This is a genomic window from Tsukamurella sp. DT100 (assembly GCF_049844855.1).
Classification (GTDB): Bacteria; Actinomycetota; Actinomycetes; order Mycobacteriales; family Mycobacteriaceae; genus Tsukamurella.
In genome coordinates, this window is sequence record NZ_JBNCLV010000009.1 from 1 (window position 1) to 19,581 (window position 19,581).

Here is a 19,581-nt window from a genome sequence, read left to right on the forward strand (position 1 = left end):
GCAACACCACCGGCGAGTCGCAAACGGGGCCAGGTCTAGCCGTCGAGCCGGGGCCTCTTCAAGCTGTCATAGTGAGAGTTGGGCGCACCAGCGTCGTTCGGTGTGAACGCGACCCGATCGGGTTGGATCTGGATCGTCGCCTGCTGGCGTGGAGACGACGCCGCGCACGTCGAGATCGCGCTCGGAACGCAGTCGGAGGCTGAGGCGACGAACTTCCTCACCCGACACGCGACCCGTCGCGTTCTGGTCAAACACGATTCGACCGGTGCTGCGAAGACCGTCGGCGAGAAGCTCAAGCAGCTCGGCTACGGCGCAGCCGCATACACACAGAACGAAGTTGGAGCCGGCAATGCGCTGTGGCTCGGGATGGCTGAAGGAGGGCGACTGTCACATGGTGGACAACAGGAACTCTCCGATGCGATTCGAGGATCACGGCGGCAGGACCGTAAATCGGGAGGGTGGACTCTGATGCCTCGTTCCGATTCCTTCGACATCGGCCCCGCGATCGCGATGTCCGCTGCGGTGTACGCGGCAATGACGAAGCGGGCTCCGACGGGCACGGGTCGCTCCGCCGCGACCGGACGCCGTCCCGGGGCCGGCCGACGGACGGGTAGCCGATGAACTTCACGGTCCGCATCCCTGATCTGTCGCCGGATGAGAACGACCTCGTCAACGGCCTGCTCGAGCAGATCGCTCACCGCAGCATGGGGAATCGGCTGCGCACGTCGTACTACGACGGGAAGCGGTCGATTCGCCAGGTAGGGACGCTGATCCCGCCGCAGTACTACACGCTCGGATTGACACTCGGGTGGACAGGCAAGGCCGTGGACGCCCTTGCGCGCCGCTGCACCCTCGAGGGGTTCGTGTGGTCTAGCGGCGACCTCGCGTCTATCGGCGGTGATGACGTGTGGAACGACAACCACCTGGCGGCGGAGGTTGACGCGGCGATCGTCTCGGCGATCCAGCACGGCCCCGCGTTCCTGGTGAACACGGTTGGGGCAGATGGCGAACCCGACGCACTGATCCATGTGAAGGACGCCACCGAGGCGACCGGTGAGTGGAATCGCCGGCGTAGGCATCTGGACAACCTGCTGTCGGTGATCGCTCGCGACAAGGACGGTCGTCCGTTGACGCTGGCCCTGTACCTCGACGGAGAGACGATCACAGCGCATCGCGACAAGGCGACGCTGAAGTGGCAGGTCGACCGCGCAGATCACGTCTACGGCGTTCCGGCGGAGGTGGTGCCGTACAAGCCCACGCCGCAGCGGCCGTTTGGGCGGTCGCGGATTTCGCAGCCGATGATGGGCCTGCAGGACGCCGCGGTGCGCGGACTGATCCGCCGCGAGGGCCACATGGACGTGTACGCCTACCCGGACTATTGGCTGCTCGGTGCCGACGAGACGGCGTTCGTGAACGCGGACGGCGTGCAGCGCGACATGTGGGACATCCGCCTCGGTCGCATCAAGGGCATCAACGACGACAAGGATGAGGCGAACCCTCAGCTGGCGCGCGCCGACGTGAAGCACTTCCCCGCGGCGAGCCCGGAGTCCCACTGGGCTGACCTCAACGGTCTGGCTAAGTTGTTCGCCCGCGAAGCGTCGCTGCCGGATTCGGCGTTGGCGATCAGCGACATGGTCAACCCGACCTCGGCTGAGTCGTACGACTCGTCGCAGTATGAGTTGATCGCCGAGGCCGAGGGGGCAGTCGACAACTTCACGCCGGCTCTGCGGAACTCGTTCGTGCGGGCGCTGGCGATGCGGAACGGGATCGCTCTCAAGCACATCCCGGTGGAGTGGAAGTCGATCGACGCTCAGTGGCGGAACCCGCGCTATCTGGCTCGGTCGGCGGTCGCGGACGCTGGCATGAAGCAGTTGGCCGCCGCTCCCGAACTTGCCGGCACTGAGGTGGGGTACGAACTCCTCGGCCTGACGCCGCAGCAGATCAAGCGGGCGATGGCGGATCGCCGACGCTCGACGGGACGCGCTGTACTTGAGGCCCTTCGTCAGCCCGCGGTGACCGCAGATGACAACGCCGACTGAGCTTCGTAGTTCGCTGATCCGTCTGAGTGACAACGCTGAGGCGGACCTCGCGGCACTCTGGGCGCAGCTCGACGCGGCCACGGTCAGTGATGCGGTGTTCGAGGTGATGCCTGCTCTGGTCGCCGACTACGGCGACGCGGCGGCAACCTTGACCGCCGAGTGGTATGAGGCGTATCGCGCCGCGATCAACGTGGCGGGCGCGTACTCAGCCTCGCTTACCACCATCGATCTGGGGGCGAACGCACTCGCTGGTTGGGCCGTCGATCTGGCGCGCATCAACTGGGATACCGCGCTCGCTCAGGTTTCTGGTGGCTTGGTGAAGCGGGTGATGACCTCGAGCCGGCAGACAGTTCTGGACAACACCGATCAGGATCCGCAGGCGGCCGGGTGGATGCGAGTCGGCCGGCCTCAGTGCGGCTGGTGCGCGATGCTCATCTCCCGCGGCGATGTGTACCGGAGCCGTGAGACCGCCGACTTCGCGGCGCATGACAACTGTAGGTGCGCTTGCAGTCCCGCGTGGGATCAGTCGCAGATCACGTCGGTGCGCAGGGAGTTCGTGCCTACCGCGCGTCGCAGGTCCGAGAAGGCAACTGAGGCTGACCGCGCTCGAGCGAAGGCTTGGATTGCAAAGAATCTTCCCGTCACGTCGTGACGGGTTTACGCCCACGTCCGGCGGTCAACGGACGGATCAGGAGAGAACACATGTCTGACGCAGTAGAAGCAACCGGCGAAGACCAGGGTGCTGCCGCCGCCACTCAGGAGCCCGCAAAGGACGAGGGTGCCGGCAAGACGTTCACCCAGGACGAGGTCAACAAGCTGATCGGCGCAACGCGGACTGAGGAACGAAACAAGGCCGCAACCAAGTACGCCGACTACAACGACCTCAAGCAGGCAGCGGAGGGCAAGAAGTCCGCCGACGACCGCATCGCTGAGCTGGAGAGCAAGTACGCGAAGTCCGAAGCCAACGCGCTTCGTCTCCGCGTGGCTGGCGACTTCGGCATCAGCACGAAGCGCGGCGCCGACGGAGAGCCGTCCGACGCTGAACTGTTCCTCACCGGAACTGACGAGGAAACCCTCACAGCTCAGGCAGCGCGGCTCGCTGCACGGAATGCCGAGCAGGCGAAGGCCGAAGCCGAGCGGAAGAAGAAGAGCCCGATCGTGTCCAAGGAGGGCACGTCAACCCAGGGAACGACCACCGAAGAGGACGACCGCGAGTTCGCGCGGGCGTTCTTCCACGGGGGAAGTTCCTAACCCGAAAGGAACAATCCCATGGCCGTCCTCAATACCGGTAGCTTCCAGCTCCCCCGCCACCTGGTGTCGGGCGTCTGGCAGAAGGCGCAGGGCCAGTCGGTCCTGGCGCGTCTGTCCGCCGCCGAGCCCCAGGAGTTCGGTGAGCAGCAGTACATGACGCTGACCGCCCCGCCCCGCGGCGAGGTCGTCGGTGAGAGCCAGCAGAAGAGCGAGTCGACCGCGACGTTCGCGCCCGTGACCTCGCTGGTCCGCAAGGTGCAGGTCACCCAGCGGTTCAGCCAGGAGGTCAAGTGGGCCGACGAGTCCCGTCAGCTCGGCATCCTGCAGACGATGGCGGACCTGTCCGGCGTCGCACTCGGCCGCGCCCTCGACCTCATCGGCATCCACGGCATCAACCCCCTCACCGGCGCCGCACTGGCCGGCACTCCGCCGAAGATCATCGACACCACCAACGTGGTGGAGCTGACCACGGCCACCCTCGAGCTGCCCGATCAGGCGATCGAGGCAGCCGTCGGCCTGGTGCTCGACGACAGCATCGCCCCGAACGGTCTGGCACTCGACAACAGCTACGCCTTCAAGCTCGCCACCCAGCGTCACCCGACGACCGGTCAGAAGCTGTACCCCGAGCTGGGCTTCGGCACGGACATCACCGGCTTCATGAGCCTCGGTGCGGCCGTCTCGGACACGGTGCGCGGTGGCCCCGAGGCTGTGACCGCGTCGACCGGCGCGTACCGCACGACCAACCCCAACATCAAGGCCATCGCGGGCGACTTCACCGCGTTCCGCTGGGGCGTCCAGGCCAGCATCCCGCTGACCCTGATCGAGTACGGCGACCCGGACGGCAGCGGCGATCTGCAGCGCAAGAACGAGATCGCGATCCGCTCCGAGGTCGTGTACGGCGTCGGCATCCTGTCCACGGACGCATTCGCTGTGGTCAAGGACGCGGTCGCCAATGTCTGACCTGACTGAGACCGTCACCCTCATCGCCCCGAACGGACAGAGGGTGTCGGTCGCCGCGTCGAAGAAGGACCAGCGGATCTCCTCTGGCTACAGCCTTCCGGGACCGGAGAAGCGTCCGCCCGGTCGTCCGCCCAAGTCGGCGAGCAACTGAGGGATGGGGCGTGACTCGTGACCGACATCATCGAATCCAGTGACCTACCTGCCGACATCGCGGGGAACGCGATGGTCGCCGTGTGGATCGCTGGTGCGAATGCTCGAGCGGTCCGAGTCGCGCCCTGCCTTGGTTCAACGGACCCGGCCCCGACTGAGGAACAACTCGCTGAGGCGAAGCTGATCCTGCTCGGCGCGATCATTCGATGGTCGCAGGCCGGGTCGGGGGCGTACCAGTCGCAGACCGCTGGTCCGTTCGGCGTCACCTTTGACACCCGGCAACGGGGTGGGTTCAATCTGTGGCCGAGTGAAATCTCTCAACTGCAGGACATCTGTAAGACCAGCGGGCAGCAGGCGTACGGAATCGACACTGTCCGGGCGACCGGCGTCCACTCCCCCGTCTGCTCGATCTACTTCGGCGGTGGGGCGTGTTCGTGTGGCGCGTCGATCGCCGGGGAACCGATCTATGAAACGGACGCCCCGTGATCATCCCGCTCCCCTTCGCCGCCCAGCATCACGCCTACGCCTCGGGCGTGGAGAACGAGGACGGCAACACGGTTCCTGGGCATCTGGATCCGGTGTCGGTGGCGTGCATCTGGTGGACGCCGTCGAGCGCGGAGCCGGCGACTGGTCCGGTGAGTTCGGATCGTGTCGTCGCGGACGTGGTGATCGCGGTCGATTCCGCTCTGCAGCTCGACTCGCGGGACTACTTCACGATCGCTGAGCTGATGGATCCGAATGGTGATCCGATGCGGCTGGATGTGGTTGGGATGCCGAAGGACTACGACCATGGTCCGTTTGGGTTCGCTCCGGGTCGGCGGATCGTCGAGTTGAAGGCGGTGAATGGCTGATGGCGGTGATCGACTTCCATGATGAGGGGTTTCGTGAGCTGCTGACGTCGGCCGGCGCGGAGGGTTTGGTGAGCGTGCATGCTCACCGGATCGCTGCGGGTGCGAATGCGACGCCGTCCACTACGAATCCGCCGCATGATCGGCCGTACTACACGGTTGAGGAGGCGTCGGACGGGGATCGTGCTCGGCGTCGTGTGGTGTCGGATGGTGCTCGTGCGGCGGCGCATGAGGCGAAGACACACGCTCTGTTGAGGCAGCTGTGATCGTCGCGCCGGATATGACGGTGATCGCCCGCCAGTGCATCTTGGACGGCCTGGCCGCCTTGGGTGTGCTGGCGCAACCGGTGTCGACGCGGACCCCGAATCCGCGGCCGTCGTCGGAGCGGTTCATCACGTTCCAGGTGCTGGGCGGGCGGAAGAGGAATCTTCGGATCGCGCAGCACATGGTCGTGGCGTTGGTGCACGACAAGGTCGCGAACGAGGTCGCGTGCCGGAAGACCGCGCGTCAGGTGGCGGCGGTCCTCGAGGACGCGGTGAACACGGTCGACGTCGTGAATGTCACGAGCGTCGAGTCCGTGGTGGCGTCCGATGATCCCGCTGTGTCGGCTGCTTGCCGATATCAGGTGACGGTCTCGTGGACCGTCGCCTATCCCACTAGCTAGTTGAAGTAGCCGAGGACTGATCGAGCCCCGCACCGCCCTGGTGTGGGGCTATTCGCCGTGCCCAAAGCAGGGGCGGCACAACCCCTGACAAAGGAGAGCCAGCATGGCACACACCCTGGTAAAGAACACCGGCGTCTTCAAGCCGGGCGTGAACGGCGGCATCTTCCGCTACCCGCTCGGCACCACTGTCTCGACGAACCCGTCCGCGGCTCGCCCGAGTGTGGCGAACTGGGATCCTCGGATCGGTGGCTGCGACGAGGACGGCATGATCCTGTCGACCTCGCGCGACCAGGAGAAGAAGCGCGACTGGAACGGCGACAAGGTCCGCGCCATCCAGACCGGCAAGGACGACACGGTCAAGTTCAAGCTGATCGAGCCCAAGTCGGTCGCCGCGAAGAAGCTCATCTTCGGCGACCCGAACGTGGTCGTCACCGCCGCGACGGTCAGCTCGGGCACCCTGATCGAGACGAAGAGCAACAGCGACATGCTGGAGCACTTCACGTTCGTCGCCGACACCCTCGACGGCTCCGATCGCGTCCGCACCATCTTCCCCGACGCGCAGATCAGCGAGATCGGCGACATCATCTACCAGTCGAAGGACTGGACCGTCTACGAGGTCACCCTCGAGCTGTTCCCGGATCTCGCCGGCAACACCTGGTACGAGTACACGGAGCTGGACGACAAGCTGGTGACGACCAACGTCACCGTCACCATCACCGGCACCCCGACGGGCGGCACCTTCACACTGACCGTGGGCGGGCAGACGACCACCGCGATCGTGTACAACGCTGCGACGTCGGCTGTGAAGTCGGCGCTCGAGGCTCTGTCGACCGTGGGCGCCGGCAACGCGACTGTGACCGGTTCGGCGGGCGGCCCCTACTCGGTGGCTCTCGTGACCGCTGGCGTCGCGACGGTGTCCGCGGATGGTTCGGGTCTGACCGGCGGTACCTCGCCGGGCGTCACCGTCTCCTGACCGTGACGGGTGGCCGCGCAGCTTACTGGCTGCGCGGCCACCTTCTCGGGCGCTTACAGGAGCGCACGATAGGATGGAATCAAGGGTTCAGCGGTCACTGCTTCTCGGGCGGCAAGGCGACCTCGAGCCGATTCGAGGCGATCGCATGACGCTGAATCATCGCGAGTCGGCGGACTCAGTCTGACTGCTCGTCTGATCCGAGGTGTGCAGCATCCCGTCGATCACAGCAAGAATCGCCTGACGCTGCTGATGGTTGAGCAGGTTGGCGCGCCTCGGCAGAACAAAGGGCTCGAAGACAGGCTCGCCGCGGAGGGTATACACCTCCTGAATGGAGATTCTAAGAGCGTTCGCGACCATCCGAACGGCTTCGTCGGTTGACTTCCTTGTCCCGAGGACCACCCCCTGAACCACGCCAACCGACGCGCCTGCTCGGCGAGAAAGCTCGCGCCAGGACTCGACGCCAGTGCGGTCGAAGACCGGCTTCCATCGCGCGGGTATCTCGGTGGGCATGTGAGCACAATCTGCTGGTGGTGGCCGTTGTGGCAATCCTACCGGGGTACAGGATGTCCGCAAACTACATGCCTGAAAGTCGGTTCCGTCTCGTCTCGCCAGGCACTTTCCGTGACGAACCGCTGGACAAGAGCGTCCACTGTGCTACTGTCACTAGTGACACGGAACGATGGGAGGTGAAGGATTTGAAGTACGCGAAGCTGGTCAACCGCGACGGTCTGGCAACCCATGTGGAGTATGCGGACTACACGATCCGGTCATTCGCGGACGCAGTGACGTTCCAGCTCATGCGCAACCAGCGGCGAGGTTCTGGCGCACTGAAGTCGTGCTCGAAGTCAACCGTTCACGGGCTACTCTCTGGCGCTCGTGCAACCACGTCGCTCGATGTGGCGAAGGCGATGGAGCAGGTGCTGAAGGTGCCGCCCATGACCTTCTTTGCGCCCACCGCAGTCCCCAAGCACTGCCGGCGGATCGACGCCGCAGCATGAAACAGCCCCCATCTGCGGGAACAGATGAGGGCCAACGAGAACTTTGGAAGGAGTTCTTGCTATGAAGCATACCATCGTCACCCAGGACCAGGTCAAGGTTCCTGGCTCAACACTCCCCTTGTACACCGACGGCAAGTCGCTCGCCGCGTTCCGTCCGATTGTCGAGCACTTCGGACTCGACTACTCCGGGCAGTTGCAGAAGCTGAAGTCCAAGTCCTGGGCAGTCATGGAGAATTTCTCCACAACTGGATCGGACGGCAAGACCTATTCGATGGTCGGCATCAACCGTCGCACCCTCGGGATGTGGCTCGCCACCCTCGACGAGAACAGGGTGCGCGAGGAGCTGCGCGCCGAGCTGATCGCGTACCAGTCGGAAGCGGCGGACGCCCTCGACAAGTTCTTCCACGAGGGCGCAGCGATCAACCCCCGCGCCACCGAGCATCAGCTCAACGCCGCGATCTTCCAGGCTCGTGCGCAGATGGAGCTGTGCCAGTCGGCGAAAGGCTTGATCCATCCCGATCACCTCGAGGCTCGGGCGCGGGTCGTCCTGGCGCGCGGTCTCGGAGAGCACGCTGAACTCGACGCCAAGCGTCGGCCGCTGTACACCCAGGACTTCCTGCGCGGCAAGAACCTCACGCGCGCCAAGATGAAGTCCGTGGCCGGTGTCTTCGGGAAGCGTGTTAAGGCGGCGTACATCGAGCTGCACGGCCGGGAGCCCGAGATGTACCCGCTGGATATGCAGAACGGTCAGGTGCGCGAGGTGCGTGCGTACACCGAGGAGGACCGTCCGCTGATGGAGCGGGTGTGGCTCGATCACTACGGTGACCAGCACCTCCCGCTGGGAGGCTAGGCGCGATGAATCGCTACGTCTGGAGCCTTGACGTCACATACCCGGAGGCCGCGTACCACGAGCATGAGTGGCGCGGTCATGAACTCAACCCGGAGTGGGAGCCAGCAAACTGGGATCCCTATGCGGACTATCTGGTCCGGTTTGGCGATACCCGGTTCCGGTGGCCGGCGGTCCGCAAGTACTACCTGTCCCGGAGTTCGGCGGTCAACCGCGCGAACCTGCTCGAGTTCTACGGGGCGAAGGTTCGGCTCATGCGCTCACTGCCGATCGAGTTCGAGGAACGCGACTTCAAGCACGTCCACCGCACGGTCCTCAAGGTGATGTCGTAATGAGCTGGGATGCTAAGCGTTACGCGGAGGACGTCAAGCTTCAGGAGTTCAAGACCGGACGAAGGCTGCGGGAGGGCTTGTGCTGCGAGTGTGGCGCGCACTTCGTGAAGTGGCGCTCACCGTACTTCGGTGAGTTGCGTGTACGTGATCCGGAGCCGTTCGAGATGCGCACGTTCATCGCCAAGTGCGACTCCTGTGGGCGTCGGACGAAGCACGCCAGCTTGAGCCCGCAGTTGGGCGTCCGGGACTACATCGAGATGATGCAGCATGTCGCGGTTGATGGCTGGCCTGTTCCGGACTGGTGGGTTGAAGTCTCGGGTTGGACCAAGGAGCAGGCTCGAGACCAGATGGTCTGTGAGTACTTGGAGTCCAGCCTGGTCGAGAAGTAGTGACCCGAACTTCTTCATGCTAGGCTGATCACAGCACCGGAAGTATCTCTACTGCCGGATTCGAAACCCCCGACGCATTAGCGTTCGGGGGTTTCGTCGTTGAGGCGTCAGATTGACGGTTCCTCATTGCCGGGGAGCACGCCGTTCCAGCACGACCCACCCGAGCTGGGGAAGTACTTCTTCCACACGACACAGTCTCCGTCGACAGGGCCGTCCAGGTACGCGGCGAGGTTGGTTTCGACTGGGTTATACGGCGCATAGATGCCTGGCGCCAGGGCAACGACTTTCCCGTTGACGAGTTTCCCGTCGAAGTTGCTAACCAAGCGGGAGTCGAGTGACGTCACGTTCACGATCAGTGGGTAGCCCTTTACGACCTTGTCGCCGGACGGGTATGTCAGGTTGGCGGGCGCCGTCGATGATGCCCGTGCAGACGACTCGGCAGATGCCGTATTTGTGACCGTCGTCGCCGACTTCTGTTCCTGCGCCCCGCACCCGGCCAGTGATACCGACGCGGCCAGCACTGCTGCAGCCGCCCCCATTTTGAGTTTCATTCCGCGATCGTACGCCCGAAATGTGGCGTCTCGCCCCCGTTTGTCGTCCCGCACCGCTCATTCCTCGGCGGCGGTGCGGGGCGGCTCCTTTCACCACCGCAGCCGAGGGAAAGCCGAGGATAATCATGGCCGCAGCTAAGAAGAAGCCCGTCGACGACCCCATCGCGGAGGTTGAGCAGGACCGCGCCGACTTCGACGACGCGCACGCCGCCGCACAGGACAACGTTTCGGCGCCCGAGCCGGGCGACGCCGGCTACGACTGGACGCAGCACTACCCCAAGGGCACGAAGCTCTACCGGCACACCTACGCCGACGGCGTGGTGGTCGCGATCCGCCGGTTCGGTGACATCACGTCGAAGCAGTGGATGCTGAGCATCAGCCACCTCCAGACGGACTTCCAGATCGAGAACGCTGCGTTCGAGCGTGGCGCGTGCCCGGAGGCTGCGGCGATCATCCGCAATCGGCCGGCGCCCCTCGATGGCCCTGACGACTTCCAGGATCTGTGGGATTCGTGGACGCGGGACAGCAACGGCGGCGAGGTGGCTGAGCCGGGGGAATAGCTCGGCTGGCTGGGATCGTCGCTGATCCGAAGTTTGCTGGGCCGTTGGCTCGGGATATGGCGGCGGACCGGCTGGCCTTCTGTGATCTGTCGTTGTCGGAGTTGGCCGCGTACGTCGACTATCCCCCGATTGGAACTGCGCTGCGGGAGGCGGTCGACGGCCCGGTGTCGATGTCGGCGATCGAGACGGCCCGCATTATCCAGGCGGTCCGCGAGGTGTCGTGGAACATCCGCGGCGGCAACGGTGCCGAGGGCGAACCGTACCCGGCGCTCGTGATCCCCGGCCTGGAAACCGCCGAAGAAGCAAAGCCTGAGTGGACCGATGAGGGCATCGAGGAACAACTGAACAACCCTGCGTTGCAGGCGATTATGGCGGGAGGCTGACCATTGGCTGAGTGCAGCATCTCCGGTTGTAGCCACACCGTCAACGCACGCGGAATGTGCCCCACCCACTACGGGCGGTGGCGCAAGACCGGTTCAGCCGAACGTGAGTGCCTTGGCTGCGGGAAGGTCGTGGCTGACGGTCGGACACGCTGGTGCTCACCAGCCTGCAAGCCTCCGTGTATCTTCGACGGCTGCACCAAACGCGCCTACTCCCGAGAAGGACTATGCGCGCGCCACGCCCGCATGAAGCATGAGACCGGTGAGCTTCGTCCACTGAAGTGGGAGTGGGCCGCATCAGGACGAAAGTGCTTGGTGTGCAATACGCAGATTCCGCAAGGTAAGCGCTGGCGGTACTGCTCGGACGGGTGCAAAGTCCGAGCGAGCGTCCATCGACGACGTGGAGTCGAACGTCCAAAGGTTGTCGCGTGTGCCGGGTGCGGATCCGATATCGACACCACCTTGCGGCGGACTGATGGAACGCTCCGTCGATCCGATATCAGGTGGTGCGATCAGTGTGACACCGACACTGGAGCACGGCGGCGGATGCGCCGCTACAACGTCACACCGAGCCAGTACGCCGCAGCTCTTGCAAGAGGGTGTGAAGTGTGCGGGCGGCTGGGCGTCGAACTTCATATCGATCATGACCACGCCTGCTGCCCAGGCAATTACACGTGCGGCAAGTGTGTCCGTGGATATCTGTGCGGGTCTTGTAATCGAATGCTCGGCCTCGCTAGCGACGACGTAACCACCGTGCTGGCCGCCGCCAACTACCTCATGCGATCTCGGGACGTGCTTGCTTGCGCGCCGACGCTGACCGATCGGAAGGAGTGAGCCTTGGAGCTTGCAACTGCATGGATCACGATCGCAGCGAATACGGGGGGTATGCAGCGCGATATCCGTCGTGCCGTCAACTCTGCCGAGCGTGGCGCGAAGGTCAAGGTTGATGCCGACACGAACCCGATGGAGCGGAGTGTCGATCGGGCGTACGCGAAGGTGGCTGTTCAGTCGCGTTCTGCCGGGTCGCGGGCGGGCCGAGAGTTCGGGCTGTCGTTCTCCCGTGAGATGAAGGTGGCGACGGCCGCGGTGGCGCTCGGTAGCTTGCCGGCGGTCTCGGCTGGCCTGGCATCTGTCGCGGGCGCCCTGCAGCAGGTGTCGCAGGCGGCGCTGCTGGTTCCCGGCGGTATGGCGGCTGTCGGCGTCTCGTTCGGCACCTTGAAGCTGGGCACTGTCGGCGTGGGCGACGCGATCAAGGAGATGTGGAAGGCCGCCGAGTCGGGCGACCCGAAGGATCTGAAGAAGGCCGTCGAGGCGATGAAGGATCTGTCGCCGAACGCGAAGTCCGCTGTCACCGCTTTGGGTTCGCTGCATGACGCGTACTCCAAGGTGAAGACGACTGTGCAGGACAACCTGTTTGAGGGCACCGATCGCGGCCTGAAGGATCTGGCGTCGAAGACGTTGCCGACGCTGAATGCGGGGCTTGCGAAGACGTCCGGGGTGTGGGGTGAGACGTTCCGGGAGATCCTGCGGGTCGGCGGCCAGAAGTCGACGGTGAGTGTTCTCGACCGGATCTTCGGCGATACGGCCACGGCGCAGAGTCGCGCGAATCGGGCGATTGAGCCGATGGTGTCGGCGCTCGGCAAGCTGGCTGCTACGGGCACGGGGTCACTCCCCCGCATCGCTGACGGTCTGACCTCGGTGTCGCAGCGGTTCGATCGGTTCATCACTACTACGGCTGCGGACGGCCGGTTGAACCAGTGGATCGACGAGGGTATCGACGGCCTGGGGCATCTCGGCGGCACTGTACTGAACATCGGCAAGTCGTTCACCGCGATCACGAACGCCGTCGGCAAGAACGGTCTTCTCCGCGCGCTGGATGATGGCTCCAATTCGCTGCAGCGGTTCCTGAACTCCGCCGAGGGACAGTCCAAGATGGGCACGTTCTTCCAGCAGGGCAAGGAGCAGTTGGCGTCGTGGGGTCCGATCCTGCAGTCGCTGCCGACGATCCTGAACAGCGTCTATGGCGCGTTCACGACGGTGGTGCTGCCGAAGATCGCGTCGGTCGCGACGTTCCTCGCTGAGCACGCCCAGCTGGTGAAGACCGCGGCGATCGCGTGGCTGGCGTTCCATACGGTTCCGGCGATCATGGCGGGCATCCGGCAGCGGATCGCTGCGACTACAGCGTCGATGGCGGCCAACGCTGCAGCTACCCGAGCGGCATCAGCGTCCTATTCCGGGTTCGGTGGCGCGGTCCGGCAGGCGGCGGGCGCGAACCGACTGCTGGTGTCCTCGACTGGCGCGGTCCTCAGCTCGGGGCAGCAGCTCGCCGGCCGGATCAACAACTACACGAACGCGTACGCCGCGAGCAGTGCGGCTATGGCCCGGAGTGCCGGCCAGAGCGCCGTACAGTTCGGCCGGTTCGGTTCGGCGGTCGCAACGATCGGGCAGCGGCTGCCGGTTGTGGCGGCGATGCAGCAGTCCTTCGTGAAGGCGGCGACCTCGGCTGAGCGTTTCGGGCGCACGGCTGGAACGTTCAGCGCGGCGGGTGCTGCGGTCACGTCTTCGATGTCTGGCATGTCCCGCGCCGCAGGCGGTGTTGTTGGCGCCTTGGGCGGCCCGTTCGGTGCGGCGCTCGCTGGCGCGGGAATCGCTCTCATGGCGATCACCAGCATCAACCGGAAGTCGGCCCGTTCGTTCGAGGCGGTCCAGGATTCGATCCGAGCGACTGCGAAGGCTCGCGCCGAGCTGGGCGACGCGTTGGTCAAGTCGCGTGGCGCCGTCACTGACGATGTGAAGTCCCGGCTTGACGACAGCATCACCGAGATCGATAGCGCCCTCGCGGCGGCGGCGTCCCGTCGAGGTTCCGCGCTGGATCGTGTGCGCGCTCAGGGGCAGTCGGTCTTCAGCTGGGATTCCCTCACGGGGTCGGGTCGCACTGGCAACGGCGAGTTCAAGTCGCAGGCGGACGCGATCAAGGACGAGGCGGACAAGGCGAAGGACGCTCAGGCCGCAATCGATGCGTTGAAGCTGTCGAAGCAGGGCCTGCGTGATGTGGCGATCGGGTCGCAGGCGGCTTTCGACTCGTTCACCAAGAAGCTTGAGGCTGCGGGTGATGGTGGCCGGATCGCGGCGGAGAAGTTCCGTGAGATGCGGTCGGATTTCCAGAAGCAGCAGGAGGCTGCGAAGCAGCTCGGCCCGGGGATGCGCGAGCTGTCGACGGCGTTCCGGACGATGGGTGATGCGACCGCGACGGCGTCGGACAAGATGTCGTCGCTGCAGGCTGCGATGGAGGCGTTGACGCCGGCCGCGTCGCAGGCTGAGGCGGTTGGTCGGTACGCGGAGAAGGTGCGTGAGGTGACTGCTGCTGCGTCGGGGATCGGCGCCGTGAAGGTCAAGGACGACGGCACCCTCGACGTGTTCGACGTCAACAGCAAGAAGCTCGCGGATGATCTGCGGTCGCTGGCGACCGAGGCTGCAGGTGTCGCGGCGAACGGGTCGCTCGAGGACATCCAGCGGATGGCGTCGAGTAACGCGGAGGCGTTCCGGGCGTGGTCTGCTGCGACGGGTAAGCCGGTCGCGGAGATTGAGCGGCTGTATGGCGTGTATGGCGGCAAGGCTGTTGAGCTGGCGATCGCGCTGAAGGGTGCGCCTGAGGCGGCTCAGTCGATCGCGTTGCTGGCGACGGAGTTCGATCGGATCCCTGGTCGCAAGGCCGTGACGATGGAGACCAGTCAGGTCGAGTCGGCCCGCGGGCAGATCGAGAAGCTGGGGTTCTCGATCAAGGAGGTCGCCGGCAGTAACGGGCAGCGGGTCACGATCAGTGCGAACACCGATGAGGCGCGGGCGAAGCTGGCGGAGATCCAGACGATCCTGACCAGCCGGATTCCTTCGGACAAGCCGGTGAGCGTGTCGGCGCCCGGCGGGCAGGCCGTCTTCGATCTGCTGGAGTCGATGGGTGTCGCAGTCCGTAAGGACAACGACAAGATCATCAACACGGGTGCCCCGCTGGCTCCTGCGGTGCTTGAGATGCTGCGGAGCCTGGGGATTGAGGTTCGGCAGAACAACGACAAGACGATCACTGTTCGGCAGGTTGGGGCGGCCGAGACCCTGACGACGCTGAACGGGCTGAAGGCGACGATTGAGCAGATCCCGGGTGAGAAGCGGATCCGGGTCACGTACGACACGAGCGGAGTTGTCCCGAACTCGCGGCCGAATCCGTCGCAGATCCCTCTGGCGCCCGGCGTCATCCCGAATGCGAACGGTTCGATCACGTCGTATGCGAACGGCGGAATCGGTGGCCGGCTGCCGTCGCAGGCTGTGATGCAGCGCGGTCGGGGCCGGGGGTTGGTGCAGTGGGCTGAGGGCTCGACGGGTGTGGAGTCGTTCATCCCGTGGGCGAGCAATAAGCGTGGCCGGTCGACGATGATCCTGTCGGAGACGGCGCGCGCGTTCGGCTACCAGTTGGTGCGTCCGGGCGACTTCTTTCAGAAGTTCGAGAACGGTGGCATCTCCGTCGAGCAGTTGAAGACTTTCGCGTCGGGGATCCAGGGCAAGAAGTACACCTGGGGTGGCGGTGGCAACACCTTTGACGCTGACTGCTCTGGTGCGCAGTCGACGATCGCGAACTTTTTGACTGGCGCTACGGGTCGGTTCGCTACTGGCAACCAGGGCGAGGCGTTGGCGGCTCGCGGATTCCTGCAGGGCGATCCGCCCGAGGGTACTGCGGCGTATGCGATCGGTTGGGTCAACGGCGGCCCTGGCGGTGGACATACTGCCGGCACGATCATCGATTCCGACGGCTCGCGGATCAACGTGGAGATGGGCGGTGCTGGCGGCAACGGCCAGTATGGCGGGCAGGCTGCCGCGGCGGCGTCGTTCCCGAATCGTGCCTATCTGCCGTTGCAGGGTCAGGACATGTCCTCGTCGGGCGGGTCTGGTGCGAGTGATGATTCGTCGTCGTCGGGTGGTTCGGGTGGCGGTTCGGGTAGTGGTTTCGGTTCGTTGGGATCGTCGATCGGTGCCGCTCTGTTCGGTAGCCGCTCGGGCGGTGGCACAGGCGGATCCGGGACATCGTCGAAGACGACGGCCGCCACGGCGAAGCAGTTGCGGGAGGCGCAGGACAAGGTCACGGATTCGGAGAAGGCTGCGGCGGTTGCGAAGCAGAAGGTCGCTGAGTTGGAGGCGAACCCGAAGACGAAGGCGTCGGCGCTGCAGGCGGCTAAGGACCGTGCGGAGAAGACGGAGCGCGATGCGAAGCAGGCCAAGACGGACCTGGAGGCGCTGAAGGCCAAGGGGACGGGCTCGGGCAAGCCGGGTGACGGGAAGACCGGCGACAGCGGCAGCAACACGTCGGAGTTCCAGTCGCTTGGCCAGAACCTGGTGTCGGGGATGCTGCAGGCGATCGGGCTGGACGGGTCTCTGTTCTCGAACCCGTTTGAGTGGCCAAACGTCAAGAGCCTGTTCGCGGGCATCAACTATGCGGGCGGTCTGGCGAAGGCGGTGGCGGGTCAGAGCAGTGAGAACACGGGCGGTCTGGTTGGTGGTGCCGGCGCTGGTCTCGGGCTGAACATCCCGAACCTGGCGGATCTCGCGAAGCCGCAGACCCCGCAGGCCCCGGTCGGCCCGGGTGGCGCGCTGCCTCTGCAAGGCGGCGGCGTCACCTACGACTTCCGTGGCGCCAACCTCGGCGTGAACCCAAAGGAGATGACGCAGCGGATCGATTCGCGTCAGAACGCCGCATTCCGTCGACAGTCAGGAGCGCTGGTATGAGCCGCGATGAGTGGGTGATGTTCGCCCCGAAGACGGGTCGGCGTTCGGAGCCGACGTTCTCGCACTGGCACGATATGGGTAAGTGGCAGGATCTGCTGCAGTCGAAGCAGTCCCGGATTGTGTATGTCTCCCCTGATGGTCAGCGGATCTACAACTTGGCTGGCTCGTTGAAGGGGGACCGTGGTGTCCTGCTGGACGACAAGGGCATCAAGGGCACCACGGGTTCGCCCTTCGAGCAGTTGTATTCGGGGGGTCCGTGGCTGATCGGTGAGCGACCGGAGCGCACGGACTTCGGGAAGCGTGTCATCCAGGCGGGGTTCCACATCGGGCCGTCGCTGAACTACGCCTCCCGCCTGCGGTTCTCCGATACCCCGTTCGCGTTGCGGTCGATTCAGGAGCAGTGGTGGGACGACTGGCCTGAGGATGTTGAGCAGCCGATGGGGTTCTGGGGCGAGTTCACCCGCTATTCCGGGTGGCGGTGGACTCGGGTGCGGAACGGTGAGGCTTCGGACGCGGTGGTTGAGCGGGATCCGCAGTACGCGGGCAACAACTACACGACGATGCCGATGACGATCCACGCCCCCTTCTCGTTCTTCTCGAAGCGGATGCTGACGAAGGAGTGGAGCAACGCGGAGTCGAACGTCCGCAATCAGGGGACGTTGCGGCTGCCGAATCGTGGTGACTACGCGCAGTGGCCGAAGTTCATCGTGGAGGGCCACGGTGAGGTGACGATCCAGGATGGTGTTCTGGATCGTCAGGTGGAGATCCCGATCATGCGTGGCGACGGGATGGTGTTGGTGGATACGGACCCGTCGAAGCGGACCCTCACTAGCGAGCATGATCCGATCGACACCCCGCTGTACAAGCTGATCCGCAACAGCATGATCCTCGACTTCCTGCTGGGTGATCTGACGCAGGCGGACGCAGGGCTTCCGATCGGCCGGCGTGTGCCCGGCGGTGTCGGGTTCATGGCGGAGACGCCCGCGCAGTCGATGGCTGTGGTGAAGGTGACGCACTCGAACCCCAACGGCAAGATCACGATGCTCATGCCCCAGTGGTACCGGCGTGGAGTGGCGGCCTGATGGCGCTGTTTCGCCGGCCTGCGGGGTTGCGGGTCATCGACAAGGCGCAGGATGCGGTCACGAAGTGGCGGCTGCTGAATGAGCGCCGTCTGTTGTGGGAGCGCAGTGGCCGGATGCCGCCGCTGATCCGCGTGTGGGACAAGAAGCTCCACTACCTGGGGACGCTGCTGGGCCAGATGCAGTCGGGTGAGTGGGAGCGGCTGTGGGACGACACGGGCACGGGCACGATCCGGGTTGCGTGGGCGGACTGGCTCGCTGAGCTGGTAGCTCGAGGTACCCGGTACACCGAGGATCTGCACCTGAGCATCGACCCGAACCGGCACATCCGGTCCTGGCGCACTCGCCTGGGGTACCGCATCCAGGCGGTGAAGGAGATGAAGCTCGAGGACGGCACGCGGTGTGTCGAGCTTGAGTTGCTCCAACTCAGGGAGCATGCGAAGCACATAGCCCTGATTCCCACACCTTTCAGCGCCCCTGAATTTCAGCCCCTCAAGTCGTGGATCTGGATTCAGAACGCGGCGTCGAACCTGGCGTTCACAACCCAGTTAAACCTGATGCGGAACTTCCTGCCGCTCCTGTCGATCCCGACGAGCTTGTTCGATCCGTTGCACTGGCTGACGACCCGTGTGGGGAACATGAGTCCGCTGCATTGGCCGATCCAGGTGCAGTTCATCAACCCGTTCTTCGATCAGTCGCGGATTGTGCCGTTGTCTGCGAAGGCGCAGATGCTGCATGACATTCATGCCCCGATCGGCGAGGACACCGGTGTTGGCCTGATCGACTACCTGTGGCTTGAGGAAGACAGGGATTCGCCGCATCCGGAGCTGGCTGCTCTGATCGGTGAGGAGTTGGCGCGGCCGTCGCGGAACTGCATCGTGCTGGCTTTCGAGAACAAGTCGGGCGTGACGGGTCCGACGGGTACCGCATTCGATGGTGCGCTGAACGCTGTGGGCGCGCTGCTCGACGACACGCTCACTGAGGTGATTCTCCCGCTCGACGCTGACGGGGACGGGATCACGGATCCGTTGTTCCGCCGGCTGTTGGGTGTGGCTCCGGAGAAACCGTCGCTGGTGTGGCGGGACTGCAAGCACTCGGGGATCCTCACCAGCGAGCATCGGATGCAGCGGCATTCGGCGCAGACGGTGTGGACTGGCGGGCAGTCGCCGACATGGCTCAATCAGCTCATCACGTTCGTCATCCGGTATGCGTTGGCGCAGTTGGAGCAGGTCATCAACTACGGCGCCGGCGCCTACCAGCAACCGGGCACATCCGGTCTCGACAACGTGTACCAGGGGCAGCTGGACAACATCTTCTTCGCGTGGCAGAAGTTCACGAATCCGAAGGTCGCGCTGGCGATGAACGACTACGCGCTGCTCGATCACGTGGAGAACGGGTCCGGGTACGCGTACGTGGTCGCGGCGGCACTCACGCTGCGGCAGGGAACGTTCAAGACCAGCCCGAAGGTGTCGTTCACGATGACGACCCGCGATGGTGCCCCGCATGTGTACGGCTTCGACTACGTGGTCGGTGACCGGGGCATGTGGGAGATCGCGGAGATCTACTACGTGGATCAGGTTCGGGGTGTGAAGTTCTCCGTTGATGCGTCGAAGCCGATGGCGTTGTCGCTGACGGTGGGTAAGGCCCGCGATCACGATCCGTTTGAGGCGGGGATGAAGGCGTTGGCGGATGGCTGGAATGCGATCGGTTCCTTGGTCGGCGGCGCTGCCGTAGCCGCGTAAACGAGGCGGGGACCGGCTGAGCCGATCCCCGATCCTCTGCTTTCGAGTG

The 19,581-nt window shown here is 64.8% G+C and carries 23 protein-coding genes; 21 read left to right on the top strand and 2 right to left on the bottom strand.

What is annotated here, in order from left to right:
• Positions 1-102 precede the first annotated feature (102 nt).
• The 11 genes from ACLQ3K_RS20040 (at position 103) to ACLQ3K_RS20090 (ending at position 6,885) form a co-directional block, all read left to right on the top strand.
• The gene (locus ACLQ3K_RS20040) at positions 103-621 is read left to right on the top strand and encodes a hypothetical protein (RefSeq protein ID WP_426001243.1); all 519 of its coding nucleotides are present in this window, start codon (positions 103-105) and stop codon (positions 619-621) included.
• Positions 618-2,039 carry a phage portal protein gene (locus ACLQ3K_RS20045; protein WP_426001244.1) on the top strand — a complete coding sequence of 474 codons (1,422 nt, stop codon included), beginning with the start codon at positions 618-620 and terminating at the stop codon, positions 2,037-2,039. Before ACLQ3K_RS20040 ends, ACLQ3K_RS20045 begins: the two co-directional genes overlap by 4 nt.
• On the top strand, positions 2,023-2,691 hold the full coding sequence (locus tag ACLQ3K_RS20050) for a hypothetical protein (protein WP_426001245.1): 669 nt from the start codon (positions 2,023-2,025) through the stop codon (positions 2,689-2,691). The genes ACLQ3K_RS20045 and ACLQ3K_RS20050 overlap by 17 nt, the downstream gene beginning before the upstream one ends.
• Positions 2,692-2,741: 50 nt before the next feature.
• Positions 2,742-3,290 carry a hypothetical protein gene (locus tag ACLQ3K_RS20055; protein ID WP_426001246.1) on the top strand — a complete coding sequence of 183 codons (549 nt, stop codon included), beginning with the start codon at positions 2,742-2,744 and terminating at the stop codon, positions 3,288-3,290.
• An 18-nt stretch (positions 3,291-3,308) separates the two neighbouring features.
• A complete protein-coding gene (locus ACLQ3K_RS20060) occupies positions 3,309-4,250 on the top strand; it encodes a phage major capsid protein (protein ID WP_426001247.1) in 942 nt (313 codons plus the stop codon).
• Positions 4,243-4,401: a hypothetical protein gene (locus ACLQ3K_RS20065; protein WP_426001248.1), complete on the top strand. Its 159-nt coding sequence runs from the start codon at positions 4,243-4,245 to the stop codon at positions 4,399-4,401. The genes ACLQ3K_RS20060 and ACLQ3K_RS20065 overlap by 8 nt, the downstream gene beginning before the upstream one ends.
• 17 nt (positions 4,402-4,418) lie before the next feature.
• Positions 4,419-4,886, top strand: coding sequence for a hypothetical protein (locus ACLQ3K_RS20070; RefSeq protein WP_426001249.1), 468 nt, complete (start codon positions 4,419-4,421; stop codon positions 4,884-4,886).
• Positions 4,883-5,251 (top strand): hypothetical protein, encoded by a 369-nt coding sequence (locus ACLQ3K_RS20075; protein ID WP_426001250.1) that lies wholly within the window; start codon positions 4,883-4,885, stop codon positions 5,249-5,251. Before ACLQ3K_RS20070 ends, ACLQ3K_RS20075 begins: the two co-directional genes overlap by 4 nt.
• Positions 5,251-5,514, top strand: a complete 264-nt coding sequence (locus ACLQ3K_RS20080) for a hypothetical protein (protein WP_426001251.1) — start codon at positions 5,251-5,253, stop codon at positions 5,512-5,514. Before ACLQ3K_RS20075 ends, ACLQ3K_RS20080 begins: the two co-directional genes overlap by 1 nt.
• The gene (locus ACLQ3K_RS20085) at positions 5,511-5,912 is read left to right on the top strand and encodes a hypothetical protein (RefSeq protein WP_426001253.1); all 402 of its coding nucleotides are present in this window, start codon (positions 5,511-5,513) and stop codon (positions 5,910-5,912) included. Before ACLQ3K_RS20080 ends, ACLQ3K_RS20085 begins: the two co-directional genes overlap by 4 nt.
• A gap of 103 nt (positions 5,913-6,015) precedes the next feature.
• The gene (locus ACLQ3K_RS20090; protein ID WP_426001254.1) at positions 6,016-6,885 is read left to right on the top strand and encodes a hypothetical protein; all 870 of its coding nucleotides are present in this window, start codon (positions 6,016-6,018) and stop codon (positions 6,883-6,885) included.
• A 156-nt stretch (positions 6,886-7,041) separates the two neighbouring features.
• Here ACLQ3K_RS20090 and ACLQ3K_RS20095 read toward each other — a convergent pair whose 3' ends face one another.
• Positions 7,042-7,395 carry a hypothetical protein gene (locus ACLQ3K_RS20095; RefSeq protein ID WP_426001255.1) on the bottom strand — a complete coding sequence of 118 codons (354 nt, stop codon included), beginning with the start codon at positions 7,393-7,395 and terminating at the stop codon, positions 7,042-7,044.
• A 176-nt stretch (positions 7,396-7,571) separates the two neighbouring features.
• Here ACLQ3K_RS20095 and ACLQ3K_RS20100 point away from each other — a divergent pair, with 176 nt between their 5' ends.
• The 4 genes from ACLQ3K_RS20100 (at position 7,572) to ACLQ3K_RS20115 (ending at position 9,451) form a co-directional block, all read left to right on the top strand.
• Positions 7,572-7,883: a hypothetical protein gene (locus ACLQ3K_RS20100; RefSeq protein WP_426001256.1), complete on the top strand. Its 312-nt coding sequence runs from the start codon at positions 7,572-7,574 to the stop codon at positions 7,881-7,883.
• A 61-nt stretch (positions 7,884-7,944) separates the two neighbouring features.
• Positions 7,945-8,733: a phage antirepressor N-terminal domain-containing protein gene (locus tag ACLQ3K_RS20105; protein ID WP_426001257.1), complete on the top strand. Its 789-nt coding sequence runs from the start codon at positions 7,945-7,947 to the stop codon at positions 8,731-8,733.
• 5 nt (positions 8,734-8,738) lie between these two features.
• Positions 8,739-9,062 carry a hypothetical protein gene (locus tag ACLQ3K_RS20110; protein WP_426001258.1) on the top strand — a complete coding sequence of 108 codons (324 nt, stop codon included), beginning with the start codon at positions 8,739-8,741 and terminating at the stop codon, positions 9,060-9,062.
• Positions 9,062-9,451 (top strand): hypothetical protein, encoded by a 390-nt coding sequence (locus ACLQ3K_RS20115; protein ID WP_426001259.1) that lies wholly within the window; start codon positions 9,062-9,064, stop codon positions 9,449-9,451. Before ACLQ3K_RS20110 ends, ACLQ3K_RS20115 begins: the two co-directional genes overlap by 1 nt.
• Positions 9,452-9,558: 107 nt before the next feature.
• On the opposite strand, the gene ACLQ3K_RS20120 is transcribed toward ACLQ3K_RS20115, so the two are convergent.
• Complete coding sequence (locus ACLQ3K_RS20120) at positions 9,559-10,002, bottom strand: hypothetical protein (RefSeq protein WP_426001261.1); 444 nt, start codon at positions 10,000-10,002, stop codon at positions 9,559-9,561.
• 125 nt (positions 10,003-10,127) lie between these two features.
• Here ACLQ3K_RS20120 and ACLQ3K_RS20125 point away from each other — a divergent pair, with 125 nt between their 5' ends.
• The 6 genes from ACLQ3K_RS20125 to ACLQ3K_RS20150 all read left to right on the top strand — a co-directional run bounded on the left by ACLQ3K_RS20125 (position 10,128) and on the right by ACLQ3K_RS20150 (position 19,532).
• Entirely contained in the window at positions 10,128-10,562 is a 435-nt protein-coding gene (locus ACLQ3K_RS20125) for a hypothetical protein (protein WP_426001262.1), read from the top strand.
• A 56-nt stretch (positions 10,563-10,618) separates the two neighbouring features.
• Positions 10,619-10,945, top strand: a complete 327-nt coding sequence (locus tag ACLQ3K_RS20130; protein ID WP_426001263.1) for a hypothetical protein — start codon at positions 10,619-10,621, stop codon at positions 10,943-10,945.
• Positions 10,946-11,488: 543 nt separating this feature from the next.
• The gene (locus ACLQ3K_RS20135) at positions 11,489-11,776 is read left to right on the top strand and encodes an endonuclease domain-containing protein (protein WP_426001265.1); all 288 of its coding nucleotides are present in this window, start codon (positions 11,489-11,491) and stop codon (positions 11,774-11,776) included.
• Between the two features lie 3 nt (positions 11,777-11,779).
• The gene (locus ACLQ3K_RS20140; RefSeq protein WP_426001266.1) at positions 11,780-16,711 is read left to right on the top strand and encodes a hypothetical protein; all 4,932 of its coding nucleotides are present in this window, start codon (positions 11,780-11,782) and stop codon (positions 16,709-16,711) included.
• Positions 16,708-17,793 carry a hypothetical protein gene (locus tag ACLQ3K_RS20145; RefSeq protein ID WP_426001267.1) on the top strand — a complete coding sequence of 362 codons (1,086 nt, stop codon included), beginning with the start codon at positions 16,708-16,710 and terminating at the stop codon, positions 17,791-17,793. The genes ACLQ3K_RS20140 and ACLQ3K_RS20145 overlap by 4 nt, the downstream gene beginning before the upstream one ends.
• Entirely contained in the window at positions 17,793-19,532 is a 1,740-nt protein-coding gene (locus tag ACLQ3K_RS20150; RefSeq protein ID WP_426001268.1) for a hypothetical protein, read from the top strand. The genes ACLQ3K_RS20145 and ACLQ3K_RS20150 overlap by 1 nt, the downstream gene beginning before the upstream one ends.
• The last annotated feature ends 49 nt before the right edge of the window (positions 19,533-19,581 follow it).

Excerpts from the sequence above, each read along its gene's own strand:
- ACLQ3K_RS20045 (WP_426001244.1), top strand. The coding sequence starts at position 618 with ATGAACTTCACGGTCCGCATCCCTGATCTGTCGCCGGATGAGAACGAC.
- ACLQ3K_RS20050 (WP_426001245.1), top strand. The coding sequence starts at position 2,023 with ATGACAACGCCGACTGAGCTTCGTAGTTCGCTGATCCGTCTGAGTGAC.
- ACLQ3K_RS20055 (WP_426001246.1), top strand. The coding sequence starts at position 2,742 with ATGTCTGACGCAGTAGAAGCAACCGGCGAAGACCAGGGTGCTGCCGCC.
- ACLQ3K_RS20060 (WP_426001247.1), top strand. The coding sequence starts at position 3,309 with ATGGCCGTCCTCAATACCGGTAGCTTCCAGCTCCCCCGCCACCTGGTG.
- ACLQ3K_RS20065 (WP_426001248.1), top strand. The coding sequence starts at position 4,243 with ATGTCTGACCTGACTGAGACCGTCACCCTCATCGCCCCGAACGGACAG.
- ACLQ3K_RS20080 (WP_426001251.1), top strand. The coding sequence starts at position 5,251 with ATGGCGGTGATCGACTTCCATGATGAGGGGTTTCGTGAGCTGCTGACG.
- ACLQ3K_RS20090 (WP_426001254.1), top strand. The coding sequence starts at position 6,016 with ATGGCACACACCCTGGTAAAGAACACCGGCGTCTTCAAGCCGGGCGTG.
- ACLQ3K_RS20095 (WP_426001255.1), bottom strand. The coding sequence starts at position 7,395 with ATGCCCACCGAGATACCCGCGCGATGGAAGCCGGTCTTCGACCGCACT.
- ACLQ3K_RS20105 (WP_426001257.1), top strand. The coding sequence starts at position 7,945 with ATGAAGCATACCATCGTCACCCAGGACCAGGTCAAGGTTCCTGGCTCA.
- ACLQ3K_RS20110 (WP_426001258.1), top strand. The coding sequence starts at position 8,739 with ATGAATCGCTACGTCTGGAGCCTTGACGTCACATACCCGGAGGCCGCG.
- ACLQ3K_RS20115 (WP_426001259.1), top strand. The coding sequence starts at position 9,062 with ATGAGCTGGGATGCTAAGCGTTACGCGGAGGACGTCAAGCTTCAGGAG.
- ACLQ3K_RS20120 (WP_426001261.1), bottom strand. The coding sequence starts at position 10,002 with ATGAAACTCAAAATGGGGGCGGCTGCAGCAGTGCTGGCCGCGTCGGTA.
- ACLQ3K_RS20125 (WP_426001262.1), top strand. The coding sequence starts at position 10,128 with ATGGCCGCAGCTAAGAAGAAGCCCGTCGACGACCCCATCGCGGAGGTT.
- ACLQ3K_RS20130 (WP_426001263.1), top strand. The coding sequence starts at position 10,619 with ATGGCGGCGGACCGGCTGGCCTTCTGTGATCTGTCGTTGTCGGAGTTG.
- ACLQ3K_RS20135 (WP_426001265.1), top strand. The coding sequence starts at position 11,489 with ATGCGCCGCTACAACGTCACACCGAGCCAGTACGCCGCAGCTCTTGCA.
- ACLQ3K_RS20145 (WP_426001267.1), top strand. The coding sequence starts at position 16,708 with ATGAGCCGCGATGAGTGGGTGATGTTCGCCCCGAAGACGGGTCGGCGT.
- ACLQ3K_RS20150 (WP_426001268.1), top strand. The coding sequence starts at position 17,793 with ATGGCGCTGTTTCGCCGGCCTGCGGGGTTGCGGGTCATCGACAAGGCG.